The 12,443-nt window shown below is 46.2% G+C and carries 13 protein-coding genes; 12 read left to right on the top strand and 1 reads right to left on the bottom strand.

All coding sequences use genetic code 11. From position 1 onward, the window contains the following. Window positions 1–28 precede the first annotated feature (28 nt). The gene (gene acuR, locus C8D85_RS08350; RefSeq protein WP_133561557.1) at window positions 29–655 is read right to left on the bottom strand and encodes an acrylate utilization transcriptional regulator AcuR; all 627 of its coding nucleotides are present in this window, start codon (window positions 653–655) and stop codon (window positions 29–31) included. A 696-nt stretch (window positions 656–1,351) separates the two neighbouring features. Between acuR and mnmG the strand changes: the two genes are divergently transcribed. The 12 genes from mnmG (at window position 1,352) to atpD (ending at window position 12,390) form a co-directional block, all read left to right on the top strand. Continuing rightward, complete coding sequence (gene mnmG, locus C8D85_RS08355) at window positions 1,352–3,241, top strand: tRNA uridine-5-carboxymethylaminomethyl(34) synthesis enzyme MnmG (RefSeq protein WP_133561559.1); 1,890 nt, start codon at window positions 1,352–1,354, stop codon at window positions 3,239–3,241. A gap of 37 nt (window positions 3,242–3,278) precedes the next feature. Next, window positions 3,279–3,905 (top strand): 16S rRNA (guanine(527)-N(7))-methyltransferase RsmG, encoded by a 627-nt coding sequence (gene rsmG / locus C8D85_RS08360; RefSeq protein WP_133561561.1) that lies wholly within the window; start codon window positions 3,279–3,281, stop codon window positions 3,903–3,905. A 6-nt stretch (window positions 3,906–3,911) separates the two neighbouring features. Then, the gene (locus tag C8D85_RS08365; protein WP_133561563.1) at window positions 3,912–4,685 is read left to right on the top strand and encodes a ParA family protein; all 774 of its coding nucleotides are present in this window, start codon (window positions 3,912–3,914) and stop codon (window positions 4,683–4,685) included. A gap of 28 nt (window positions 4,686–4,713) precedes the next feature. Next, entirely contained in the window at window positions 4,714–5,607 is an 894-nt protein-coding gene (locus tag C8D85_RS08370) for a ParB/RepB/Spo0J family partition protein (protein ID WP_133561565.1), read from the top strand. 180 nt (window positions 5,608–5,787) lie between these two features. After that, window positions 5,788–6,192 carry an ATP synthase subunit I gene (locus C8D85_RS08375; RefSeq protein WP_133561567.1) on the top strand — a complete coding sequence of 135 codons (405 nt, stop codon included), beginning with the start codon at window positions 5,788–5,790 and terminating at the stop codon, window positions 6,190–6,192. A gap of 48 nt (window positions 6,193–6,240) precedes the next feature. Continuing rightward, entirely contained in the window at window positions 6,241–7,062 is an 822-nt protein-coding gene (gene atpB / locus C8D85_RS08380; protein WP_133561569.1) for a F0F1 ATP synthase subunit A, read from the top strand. Between the two features lie 66 nt (window positions 7,063–7,128). Next, window positions 7,129–7,386 (top strand): F0F1 ATP synthase subunit C, encoded by a 258-nt coding sequence (gene atpE / locus C8D85_RS08385; RefSeq protein ID WP_055462623.1) that lies wholly within the window; start codon window positions 7,129–7,131, stop codon window positions 7,384–7,386. A gap of 60 nt (window positions 7,387–7,446) precedes the next feature. Continuing rightward, window positions 7,447–7,917: a F0F1 ATP synthase subunit B gene (locus tag C8D85_RS08390; RefSeq protein ID WP_133561571.1), complete on the top strand. Its 471-nt coding sequence runs from the start codon at window positions 7,447–7,449 to the stop codon at window positions 7,915–7,917. A gap of 11 nt (window positions 7,918–7,928) precedes the next feature. Beyond that, window positions 7,929–8,465, top strand: coding sequence for a F0F1 ATP synthase subunit delta (locus C8D85_RS08395; RefSeq protein ID WP_133561573.1), 537 nt, complete (start codon window positions 7,929–7,931; stop codon window positions 8,463–8,465). Window positions 8,466–8,501: 36 nt separating this feature from the next. After that, on the top strand, window positions 8,502–10,046 hold the full coding sequence (gene atpA / locus C8D85_RS08400; protein ID WP_133561575.1) for a F0F1 ATP synthase subunit alpha: 1,545 nt from the start codon (window positions 8,502–8,504) through the stop codon (window positions 10,044–10,046). Window positions 10,047–10,124: 78 nt separating this feature from the next. Beyond that, entirely contained in the window at window positions 10,125–10,985 is an 861-nt protein-coding gene (atpG, locus tag C8D85_RS08405) for a F0F1 ATP synthase subunit gamma (protein ID WP_133561577.1), read from the top strand. A 28-nt stretch (window positions 10,986–11,013) separates the two neighbouring features. Continuing rightward, window positions 11,014–12,390, top strand: a complete 1,377-nt coding sequence (atpD, locus tag C8D85_RS08410) for a F0F1 ATP synthase subunit beta (RefSeq protein ID WP_133561579.1) — start codon at window positions 11,014–11,016, stop codon at window positions 12,388–12,390. Window positions 12,391–12,443: the final 53 nt, after the last annotated feature.

The raw sequence follows: 12,443 nt of genomic DNA on the forward strand, positions 1-12,443 counted from the left end.
ACCAAGTGTCTAGAAATAGACAAATGTGTTAGCGGGGTAAGCCCGCTAAGTAAAATTTTTCAAACTGTAGCAATGGGCTACTCGATCTGGTTAATCGAGCCCGTGCTACGGCGCCTTCCCAACCTACCCAAAACACATGAGCGAGAGCTTTTACATCAGCATGTTCATCAATCAAGCCCTGCTCTTGAGCTAGTGTTAAGCAATCCGCGACTTTGTTTTGCCAACTTTGGTAGGTATCTAATACCGCTTGGCGAATCGATTCAGGTAGAACCGTTGCTTCCTGTTCTAAATTGCCCACTAGGCAGCCTCGCTTGAAAGCATACTTCTCCATTCCAGCTTTCGCTGATTCAATAAAATTACGCAGACGTGTCAAAGGCGGTAGCGTTTCATCCAGTAAATAGCGATCAAGCTTCGCCTCAAAAAACGACCGATATCGCTGTAGAACGGCTAAGGCAAATAGCTCTTTACTCTCAAAGTAATGGTAAAAAGAGCCTTTCGGCACTTGCACAGAGCGCAACATCGGCTCAAGTCCCGTGCCTTGAAAGCCTGACTGAGTTAGCCAAATCACTCCCGCCTGTAGCAGCGCTTCTTGGGTATCTTGATAACTGAGATCCGTCGCTTTAGGCCTTCCTCTGCGATTTTTTACACTGTCCATGATGTCTCCGAATTTAGACTGATCGTCTAAAAATAGAAGGTTACTCACAAACTAGCAAGCGTGTAGCGGGTTAAATCTATCCACATTTGAAGAGAAAGTTGGATTTTCTATATTTGTTCACATTCGACTTTCATCCACATGGATGCTGTCAAGTTGTTTTATTCACAAATATTTTGAGATGAATCGAACAAGATGAATTTTTTTCTTATCTTTTTATCTGTGGATTATTTTCATTAAAAAAAGCTGTATGTATCCACAAAAAATATAAAAATATATATGTAAAACATGTACTTATAATTAAACACCGTTCTTAAAACGCTTGTGGAAAAAAACGGGGGTAAGTGGATAAGAAGTTTTGCACAGGTTGGTACTGTTCCACATCGAAAAAAACGGTTTGTATAACTCACACTTTTATCAACAGCATCCTTTTATCCACATAACAGGATTTAGCACCATCGCTTAACAAGTTTTTATGTCTGTATGGTAATGATATATATGGTTTTTTTTACATTATTAACAGAAGAAGCCGTGATATATAAATAACTTAAACATAAGAAAACACTATATAACACTCTTTATTTTATTTTTGATGACCGGGAAAGCGCCCTTGGCTTCTCTTTCAATTTGCAATTTAACGGATATACTTAGCGCCCTGTTAATTTAACTGTTCGTTTTTTATTCATTACCGAGGTTTGTGTGGATTTCCCAACTCGCTTTGATGTGATTGTTGTAGGTGGTGGCCATGCTGGTACAGAAGCCGCACTTGCAGCAGCACGTATGGGTGTAAAAACCCTTCTTTTAACTCATAACATTGAAACGCTAGGGCAGATGTCCTGTAACCCAGCGATTGGTGGTATCGGGAAGTCCCACCTTGTTAAGGAAATTGATGCGTTAGATGGCGCTATGGCACTTGCGACGGATATGGCTGGTATACAGTTCCGTACTTTAAACAGCCGCAAAGGGCCTGCCGTGAGAGCAACACGCGCTCAAGCTGATCGTATCTTATACAAAGCAGCTGTGCGTCATATGTTGGAAAACCAAGAGAACCTTTGGTTGTTCCAACAATCTTGTGAAGATTTGATCGTTGAAGACGGCGCTGCTCGTGGCGTAGTCACTCAAAGTGGTATCCGCTTCTTAAGTAAAACGGTCGTTCTGACAACTGGTACATTCCTAGGTGGTGTCATCCACGTAGGCATGCAGAACTATTCGGGTGGCCGTGCAGGGGATCCCGCATCCATTGGCTTGGCTCAAAAGCTACGTGCTTTACCATTCCGTATTGATCGTCTGAAGACTGGTACACCACCGCGTATCGATGCTCGATCTGTAGACTTCTCTGTCATGCAAGCACAACCTGGCGATGACATCACACCAGTAATGTCTTACATGGGCAGTCGAGCACTTCATCCTAAGCAAATTAATTGCTTTATTACCCATACCAATGAACAAACCCATGACATCATTCGTGCAGGTATGGACCGTTCGCCAATGTACTCTGGGGTGATTGAGGGTGTTGGTCCGCGTTACTGTCCTTCTATTGAAGACAAAATTGTGCGCTTTGCGGACAAAAACTCGCATCAAGTGTTCATCGAGCCTGAGGGCTTAACAACTCATGAGCTGTATCCAAATGGTGTCTCAACTTCTTTGCCGTTTGATGTTCAGCTGAATCTGATTCGTTCTATGAAAGGTTTGGAAAATGCGCACATTACCCGTCCGGGATATGCCATTGAATACGATTACTTCAATCCGCAGGATCTGAAGTACTCTTTAGAAACCAAACACATGGAAAGTCTGTTCTTCGCAGGGCAAATTAACGGTACCACAGGCTACGAAGAAGCCGGCGCACAAGGTTTGTTAGCAGGTATGAACGCTGCTTTACAAGCGCAAGGCAAAGACGCCTGGACACCTCGTCGTGATGAGGCTTACCTTGGCGTCTTGGTCGATGACTTAATTACGATGGGGACGAAAGAACCATATCGTATGTTTACTAGCCGTGCGGAATATCGTTTGATCTTGCGTGAAGACAATGCCGATATGCGCCTGACTGAAAAAGGCCATGAACTTGGTTTAGTCAGCGAAGAGCGTTGGGCGGCATTCTGCGAAAAACGTGAAGCGATCGAACAAGAAACCCAGCGCATGAAGTCTTCATGGATTGTGCCGAATACACCTGAAGCTGAGCTGATTAATCCGAAGCTAGAAACGCCGATTTCTCACGAGTACAGCTTATTAGACCTATTAAAACGTCCTGGTGTTGAATATGCAGATGTGGCGAATTTGAAGAATGCCCCTGAGCACCCTGTGTCAGAGCAAGTTTCCGAGCAGGTACAAATTTCAGTGAAATATGCGGGCTACATTTCCCGTCAAGCTGAAGACATTGAACGTTTACGTCGACAAGAAAACACACCACTGCCAGAGAATATGGATTATTCGGTGATTGACGGTTTGTCGAATGAGGTAAAACAAAAGCTTTCAGAAGCACGTCCTGCAACTCTTGCGGCCGCTTCTCGTATCCAAGGTGTAACACCTGCTGCGGTGTCTTTACTCTTGGTTCACTTGAAAAAACGTGCCATAAGCAGCAAAAGTGCCTAGAATCAGCAACCAATAGAATTGCACTCTAGGAACGATTGTGAGTTATTTTGATACCCTCAAGCGAGGTGCCAACGACATGGGCATCTCGCTTTCTGATGAGACCGTTGAGCGTCTTGTTCAATACTTAGGCTTACTGCAAAAGTGGAACAAAGCCTACAACCTGACGGCTATTCGTGATGCTGACAAAATGGTGTCGCTGCACCTTTTAGACAGTTTGGCGACCTTGCCATTTATTACAGGTAAAAAAGTCATTGATGTGGGCACTGGTCCTGGTTTGCCAGGGATGATTTTAGCCATCTGTTTACCAGATCATGATTTCACTTTACTCGACAGTAACGGTAAAAAGACGCGCTTTTTGACGCAAGTTAAGATGGAAATGGGGCTAGATAACGTCACCGTTGTTAATGAGCGAGTGGAAAAGCATGCACATCAAGGTGTTTATGACCATGTGACATCGCGTGCGTTTGCATCACTTGAAGACATGATTAATTGGTGCTTACCATTACCGTCGGCAAATGGTAATTTCTTAGCTATGAAAGGTGTCTACCCGGATGATGAACTGGCCCAACTGCCAGACACCGTGGTAGTACAAGAGATCAAACCATTGAGCGTTCCTACCATTGATGCTGAGCGTCATATGGTGATCATGACTCGCAAAGGATAGTTAGCTATGGCGCGTATCATCGCAGTGACCAATCAAAAAGGTGGTGTTGGCAAAACGACAACTTGTGTCAACTTGGCCGCTTCCTTGAGTGCCATGAAACGTCGAGTATTGCTGATTGACCTAGATCCGCAGGGCAATGCCACCACAGGCAGTGGCTTGCAGAAAGATGATCTTGAAAAAACTGTGTTCGATGTCTTGGTTGGCACCCATAGTGTGAAAGAGGCGATGACCTACAGCGAAACGGCTGGATATACTGTACTGCCTGCAAACGGTGATTTAACGGGTGCAGAAGTTGTGCTGTTGGATTTGCCAAGTAAAGAAACGCGCTTGCGGGCTAGCCTATACGAAGTCGAAAACGACTTTGATTACGTGCTACTGGACTGTCCTCCATCGTTGAATATGTTGACGGTGAATGCGCTGGCAGCCGCGCAAGGCGTATTGATTCCAGTACAATGTGAGTATTACGCATTGGAAGGCCTAACAGCCCTGCTGCAAACCATTGAAACGATCTCGACGGCACTGAACCCAGCCTTGGCAATCGAAGGGATCTTAAGAACCATGTACGACCCACGTCCAAGTTTGACCCATGATGTTTCGACACAATTGGTGGAGTACTTTGGCGATAAAGTGTTCGACACTGTGATTCCAAGAAATATTCGACTCGCCGAAGCGCCAAGTTACGGTTTGCCTGTCCTACATTATGAAAAACAGTCCCGTGGCGCGGTTGCTTACCTCGCCTTAGCGGGCGAATTTATTCGCAAACGCGCAGTGGCTGCGTAGTCACCATTCTTAATAAAGGTTGATTAGAATGACGATGAAAAAACGCGGCTTAGGTCGTGGCTTAGATGCTCTGCTAGCACCCAAAGCGGCTCCTGCTCAAGATGGTGACGGAGCAGACAATACTTCTGCAACGAATGATCAAACCATTCAAGGTTTGACTTACTTGCCTGTTGATTGGCTGAGTAAAGGTAAATTTCAGCCGCGCCGCGACATGAACCCAAATCAGCTAGATGAACTAGCGAACTCGATTCGTAATCAAGGCATCATGCAACCGATTGTGGTTCGACCACTGGGGGAGCAACGCTACGAAATCATCGCTGGTGAGCGACGCTGGCGCGCGGCTAAAATCGCTGGGCTTGATAAAGTACCAGTCATCATTCGTCATGTAGAAGATTCGGATGCAGTAGTCTTAGCGTTAATTGAAAATATTCAGCGTGAAGATCTCAACCCTATCGAAGAAGCGGTTGCGTTACAGCGTTTGGTTGAAGAGTTTAGCTTAACCCAACAGCAAGTGGCTGATACTGTAGGAAAATCACGTTCTGCTGTGGCCAACTTACTGCGCTTACTTAACTTGACCCCAGATGTGCGTCGTTTGGTTGAACACGGTGACATTGAAATGGGGCATGCTAGAGCTCTGCTAGGTCTAGAAACCGAGTACCAAGCTCAGGCAGCGTCAATTGTTATTACGAAATCGTTGTCTGTTCGCGAAACGGAAAAGTTGGTGAAGTCTTACCAACAGCCTCAGACTGCGCATGAGAAACCATCATTACCGGATTACAGCGAACATGCGGCGCGCATTGCAGATAAAATTGATTCTCAAGTGAAAATCCAGGCCAACGCTAAAGGCAAAGGAAAATTGGTGATTGAGTACCGCGATCAAGCACATTTAGAGTCCATGATGAGCGAACTTTTCGGACTTTAAACACAACTTTGGTGCGATAACGCATCAATATAGTAGACATTAGGCTAATAGTGCACTTTCTGTGCCGTGTTTGTATTGAACCGCCTGAATATAACCCATATAATGCGTCGGATTTTAAATTTGATCACATTGTGTGCTTATTTCGATGCGTCACAATGGTGCGTCAAGCTAGGGGAAATAATGGCTCATAGCAAACCGCTCAAGGCGAGTGCTTTATTAGCCGCCAAAAAACGTGCCGTGTTTCGCTTTATTGCAACACAATTAGTGTTAGTTTTTTGTCTTAGCGTTGGAATTTTTGGCATTTATGATGGTCTACACGCGTACTCATTTTTAGCGGGTGCTCTGGCTAGCATAATTCCAAGTTTATATATGGCGTGGCGCGTATTTGGCCACTCCGGGACTCGCCCAGCCAAAGATGTGGTGAAGTCATTTTATCGAGGTGAAGCAGGCAAGTTGGTGCTCACGGCAATACTGTTATCGGCCGTGTTTATTTTTATTAAGCCCATTGCCCCCGGCGCACTATTTGCCGGCTTCGGTATCGCAATTTTGAGCCATTGGCTCAGCCCACTGCTGTTAAAGTACTGACCGCAGAAGGGAAACGGTTTTAATCATTGAAAAAGTGTGGATGTAAATATGGCAAGTGAAAATCTCACAGCGTCAAGCTACATACAGCACCACCTTCAGAATTTGACCTTTGGTCAACATCCTGATGGTTCGTGGGGCATTGCCCACGGTGCTGAAGAAGCTGCGGCAATGGGGTTCTGGGCGATTCACCTGGACACGATGTTGTTCTCGATCGGCCTAGGTATCCTATTCCTATGGTTATTCCGTAAAGCAGCGAAGAAAGTATCGGTAGATACACCTTCTGGTCTTCAGAACTTCGTTGAGCTAATGGTGGAATTCGTTGACAAGAGTGTCAAAGAAACATTCCACGGTAAAAACAAAGTCATCGCGCCGTTGGCACTGACGATCTTTGTTTGGGTCTTCTTGATGAACCTTATGGACTTGGTACCGGTAGACTTCTTGCCGCACCTAGCATCATTGCTAGGCGTACCATACTTCCGTGTGGTTCCGACTACAGATTTGAACGCAACTCTTGGTATGTCGATCTCTGTCTTTGTTTTGATTGTTTACTACAGCATCAAAGTAAAAGGCCTAGGCGGCTTCGTTGGAGAGTTGACTTTACAGCCTTTCGGCAAATGGATGATGCCTTTCAACCTACTGTTGGAAGGGGTTGGTCTTCTTGCTAAGCCAGTTTCTCTAGCGTTACGACTTTTCGGTAACTTGTACGCTGGTGAATTGATCTTCATCTTGATCGCGATCTTGCCATGGGGCATTCAATGGGCTCTGTCTGTGCCTTGGGCGATCTTCCACATTCTAGTAATCGTACTGCAAGCATTCATCTTCATGATGCTGACCATCGTTTACTTGAGTATGGCGCACGAAGATCACTAAGATCGCGTTGTAATAACGATTTTTTAAACCTTGAAATCTTAAAAACTGTGAAAATTAGGAGTTAAAATGGAAACTGTAGTTGGTCTAACCGCTGTTGCTGTAGCCCTTCTTATCGGTCTAGGTGCCCTAGGTACTGCGATTGGTTTTGGTCTACTTGGTGGTAAATTCTTGGAAGGCGCTGCGCGTCAACCAGAAATGGTTCCAATGCTTCAGGTTAAAATGTTCATCGTAGCGGGTCTTCTTGACGCCGTAACAATGATCGGTGTTGGTATTGCATTGTTCTTCACTTTCGCAAACCCATTCATTGCTCAGGTTGCTGGCTAATATTTCGCTTTGACGAAAAGTGAATTATTAATTTTGAACGACTAGAGCGAGGATATTTGCGTGAATATTAATCTCACACTAATAGGCCAAGCTATCTCGTTTGCGATTTTTGTGTGGTTCTGCATGAAGTTTGTGTGGCCACCAGTGATTGCTGCGCTCGAAGAGCGTAGCAAGAAAATCGCGGACGGTTTGGAAGCAGCTAACCGCGCTTCACGTGACTTAGAGCTAGCTCAAGAAAAAGCTACTCAAACGCTACGTGAAAGCAAGGAACAAGCGGCCGAGATTATTGAACAAGCCAACAAACGTGCTAACCAAATCATTGATGAAGCGAAAGAGCAAGCGCTAGCAGACGGCAAACGCCTACGTGATGCAGCTCAAGCAGAGATTGAACAAGATGTTGTACGTGCTAAAGAAGCACTACGTACTCAAGTTTCAGCTCTAGCTCTTACCGGTGCAGAGAAGATTTTGGGCGCCAGCGTTGACGAAAAAGCACACAGCGAGATCGTTGAACAACTCGCCAAAGAGCTATAAGCGAGGGTCCTATGGCTGAATTAAAAACAGTCGCGCGACCATACGCCAAAGCCGCTTTTGAAGTCGCTCGTGAGCAAGGCCAAGTAGCTGAGTGGGCCAATATGCTAAGCATATTGGCTACTGCTACAGAAGAAGCCAAGCTAAACGAAGCGCTTCAGAACCCAGCTTTTAGTGCGCAAGAGAAGGCAACAGCTCTAGCGGAAGTGTGCAACGAAGTAGTCACTGAGCAAGGCAAGGCTTACTTGTTAGGTCTTGCTGAGAATAAGCGTCTAACGCTTCTTCCAGCGATTTCTGAGTTATTTGAGCAGTTCAAACTGAACTACGAGAAAGCAGTTGATGTGGTTGTCACATCCGCTTTTGCGTTATCAGCAGAACAAGAGCAAACACTGGCCGCTTCACTGAGTAAAAAATTGGACCGTAACGTCAATTTAAGCAGTGAAACAGACGCAAGCCTTATTGGTGGCGTGGTAATCCGTACCGGTGATTTAATCATCGACGGTTCAGTACGCGGAAAACTGGCGAAACTGGCCGAAGCGATAAACTCCTAAGGTTTCATCTGTGAAACCAGGGTTGAGGAATTTAGCATGCAGCAACTGAATCCATCTGAGATCAGCGAGATCATTAAGAAGCGCATCGAGTCACTTGATGTGTCTTCAGATGCCCAGAATGAGGGCACAATTGTCAGCGTTGCAGACGGTATCGTATTGATCCACGGTCTAGCTGACGTAATGTACGGGGAAATGATTGAGTTCCCTGGTGGTGTCTATGGTATGGCATTGAACCTAGAGCGTGACTCTGTAGGTGCCGTAGTACTAGGTAACTACCAAGACCTTGTAGAAGGTCAAAAAGCAAAATGTACTGGTCGTATCCTTGAAGTACCAGTAGGCCCTGAGCTACTTGGTCGCGTTGTTGACGCACTAGGTAACCCAGTAGACGGTAAAGGCCCAGTAGAAGCGAAAATGACTGATGCAGTTGAAAAAGTTGCACCAGGCGTAATCGCTCGTCAAGGCGTTGATCAGCCAGTTCAAACTGGTTACAAAGCGATTGACTCAATGGTGCCAATCGGTCGTGGTCAGCGTGAGTTGATCATCGGTGACCGTCAGATCGGTAAAACCGCTCTAGCAATCGACACTATCATTGCTCAGAAAAGCTCTGGCATTAAGTGTGTGTACGTTGCGATCGGTCAGAAACAATCTACTATCGCTAACGTAGTACGTAAGCTTGAAGAAAACGGCGCAATGGAATACACCACTGTTGTCGTAGCGGGTGCCGCTGATCCTGCAGCAATGCAGTTCTTGGCTCCATACTCTGGCTGTACTATGGGCGAATACTTCCGTGACCGCGGTGAAGACGCATTGATCGTATTTGATGACTTGACGAAACAAGCTTGGGCTTACCGTCAAATCTCATTGCTACTACGTCGTCCACCAGGCCGTGAAGCATACCCAGGTGACGTTTTCTACTTGCACTCTCGTCTACTAGAGCGTGCGTCTCGCGTAAGCGCAGAATACGTAGAGAAGTTCACTAACGGTGAAGTTAAAGGTCAAACAGGTTCTTTGACTGCTCTACCTATCATCGAGACTCAAGGTGGTGACGTATCTGCGTTCGTACCAACGAACGTAATCTCTATCACTGACGGTCAGATCTTCCTAGAAACTAGCTCATTCAACGCCGGTATCCGTCCTGCGATGAACGCTGGTATCTCGGTATCTCGTGTAGGTGGTGCAGCGCAGACTAAGATCATCAAGAAGCTAGGTGGTGGTATCCGTCTTGCTCTAGCTCAGTACCGTGAATTGGCGGCATTCGCTCAGTTCGCTTCTGACCTTGATGATGCGACTCGTAAGCAACTTGAGCACGGTAAGCAAGTAACTGAATTGATGAAACAAGCTCAGTTCAGTCCAATGTCAGTAGGTGACATGGGCGTAATTCTTTACGCTGCCAACGAAGGCTACCTTGCAGATGTTGATACAAGCAAAATTGCTAGCTTTGAAAAAGCATTGTTGAGCTACATGAACAGCGAGCACAGTGCGATGATGCAAGACATCAACAAGTCTGGTAATTACAACGACGAAATCGCTGGTACATTCAAGTCAGCGATTGAGAAGTTTAAAGCGACACAAACTTGGTAATGACTTGGTGGCTGGCGTGCCAGCCACCAATCATCTCTGCAGTTTGTGAATTAACATTCTCACAAGGGCAGGTCTAATATGGCAGTCGGAAAAGAGATACGCGCTCAGATTGGGAGCATTAACAATACGCGAAAAATTACCCGCGCAATGGAAAAAGTTGCTGCGAGTAAAACGCGTAAGGCTCAGGATCGTATGGCCTCTTCTCGTCCGTATGCAGATCGTATTCGTCAGGTGATTGGTCACTTGGCTAACGCGAATCCTGAGTATAAGCACCGTTACCTAACCGAGCGTGAAATCAAGCGAGTTGGTTACGTCATCGTATCCAGTGACCGTGGTTTGTGTGGTGGCTTGAACGTAAACGCGTTTAAAGCTGCGATCAAAGACATGAAGCAATACGTTGAAGCAGGGGTCGAAATTGAGATCTGTGCTGTTGGCTCAAAAGCTGTGTCTTTCTTCAAAAACTACGGTGGTAATGTAGCTGCGGCAGTAACTGGCCTAGGTGATGCGCCTGAAGCGTCACGTTTGGTTGGTAGTGTTAAAGTTATGTTGGATGCGTTTGATGAAGGTCGCATCGACCGTCTAGTTATGGTGTCTAACGAGTTCGTTAACACAATGACTCAGAAACCAAATGTCGAGCAACTTTTGCCGCTACAAGCAGAAGAAAATGCAGAACTGAAACACCACTGGGACTACTTGTACGAACCCGATGCAGTCGAGATCCTAAACGATCTTTTGGTTCGTTACATCGAATCTCAGGTGTACCAGGCCGTTGTTGAAAACATTGCGTGTGAACAAGCCGCTCGAATGCTGGCTATGAAGAACGCAACCGACAACGCGGGCAACATCATTGATGAGTTGCAGTTGGTATACAACAAGGCACGTCAGGCAGCCATTACTCAGGAAATTTCTGAGATTGTTGGCGGCGCGGCAGCGGTTTAAGGTATCAAGGTATTAAGAGGATCCGAACATGAGTAGCGGACAAATCGTACAGATTATCGGCGCGGTAATCGACGTGGAATTCCCACGCGACAATGTGCCAAAAGTATACGACGCCCTCACTATCGAGGGTAAAGAGCTGGTGTTGGAAGTTCAACAACAGCTAGGCGACGGTATCGTACGTACTATCGCCATGGGTTCTACAGAAGGTCTTAAGCGTAACCTAGAAGTTCAAAACACTGGTAAGCCTGTGTCTGTACCGGTTGGTACAAAAACTCTAGGTCGTATCATGGACGTTCTAGGTAACCCGATCGATGAGAAAGGCGCAATCGGTGAAGAAGAGCGTTGGTCTATCCACCGCGAAGCTCCATCTTACGCTGATCAAGCATCAGGTAACGAACTTCTAGAAACGGGTATCAAGGTAATCGACCTTGTTTGTCCTTTCGCGAAAGGTGGTAAAGTTGGTCTGTTCGGTGGTGCCGGTGTAGGTAAAACCGTAAACATGATGGAGCTTATCCGTAACATCGCGATCGAGCACAGCGGTTACTCTGTATTCGCAGGTGTAGGTGAGCGTACTCGTGAGGGTAACGACTTCTACCACGAGATGACTGACTCGAACGTAATCGACAAAGTATCTCTAGTATACGGTCAGATGAACGAGCCACCAGGTAACCGTCTACGTGTAGCACTAACAGGTCTTACTATGGCGGAAAAATTCCGTGATGAAGGCCGCGACGTACTATTCTTCGTCGACAACATCTACCGTTACACACTAGCGGGTACTGAAGTATCAGCACTTCTAGGTCGTATGCCTTCTGCGGTAGGTTACCAGCCAACTCTTGCAGAAGAGATGGGTGTACTTCAAGAGCGTATCACGTCGACTAAGACTGGTTCGATCACGTCTATCCAAGCGGTATACGTACCTGCGGATGACTTGACTGACCCATCTCCAGCGACAACGTTCTCGCACTTGGATGCAACAGTTGTATTGTCTCGTGACATCGCTGCGCTAGGTATCTACCCAGCAATCGACCCACTAGACTCTACTTCTCGTCAGCTTGATCCACTAGTAATCGGTCAAGAGCACTACGATGTAGCACGTGGCGTACAAACAGTACTTCAGCGTTACAAAGAGCTTAAAGACATCATCGCGATCCTAGGTATGGACGAGCTATCTGAAGAAGATAAGCAGACAGTAAACCGTGCTCGTAAGATCCAGCGTTTCTTGTCTCAGCCTTTCTTCGTAGCGGAAGTATTCACTGGTGCTCCAGGTAAATACGTTTCTTTGAAAGACACTATCCGTGGCTTCCAAGGCATCCTAAACGGCGAATTCGACGAGCTTCCAGAGCAAGCGTTCTACATGATCGGTAGCATCGAAGAAGCGGTTGAGAAAGCTAAGAAACTTTAATCCACGCAGTGTCAGCGAGTTACGGCTCGCTGGCAACGCCTGACTTGAAAGAG

This window comes from Marinomonas communis (assembly GCF_004363305.1).
In the GTDB taxonomy this organism is placed as follows: Bacteria; Pseudomonadota; Gammaproteobacteria; order Pseudomonadales; family Marinomonadaceae; genus Marinomonas; species Marinomonas communis.

Excerpts from the sequence above, each read along its gene's own strand:
- acuR (WP_133561557.1), bottom strand. The coding sequence starts at position 655 with ATGGACAGTGTAAAAAATCGCAGAGGAAGGCCTAAAGCGACGGATCTC.
- C8D85_RS08365 (WP_133561563.1), top strand. The coding sequence starts at position 3,912 with ATGGCGCGTATCATCGCAGTGACCAATCAAAAAGGTGGTGTTGGCAAA.
- C8D85_RS08370 (WP_133561565.1), top strand. The coding sequence starts at position 4,714 with ATGACGATGAAAAAACGCGGCTTAGGTCGTGGCTTAGATGCTCTGCTA.
- C8D85_RS08375 (WP_133561567.1), top strand. The coding sequence starts at position 5,788 with ATGGCTCATAGCAAACCGCTCAAGGCGAGTGCTTTATTAGCCGCCAAA.
- atpB (WP_133561569.1), top strand. The coding sequence starts at position 6,241 with ATGGCAAGTGAAAATCTCACAGCGTCAAGCTACATACAGCACCACCTT.
- atpE (WP_055462623.1), top strand. The coding sequence starts at position 7,129 with ATGGAAACTGTAGTTGGTCTAACCGCTGTTGCTGTAGCCCTTCTTATC.
- C8D85_RS08395 (WP_133561573.1), top strand. The coding sequence starts at position 7,929 with ATGGCTGAATTAAAAACAGTCGCGCGACCATACGCCAAAGCCGCTTTT.
- atpA (WP_133561575.1), top strand. The coding sequence starts at position 8,502 with ATGCAGCAACTGAATCCATCTGAGATCAGCGAGATCATTAAGAAGCGC.
- atpG (WP_133561577.1), top strand. The coding sequence starts at position 10,125 with ATGGCAGTCGGAAAAGAGATACGCGCTCAGATTGGGAGCATTAACAAT.
- atpD (WP_133561579.1), top strand. The coding sequence starts at position 11,014 with ATGAGTAGCGGACAAATCGTACAGATTATCGGCGCGGTAATCGACGTG.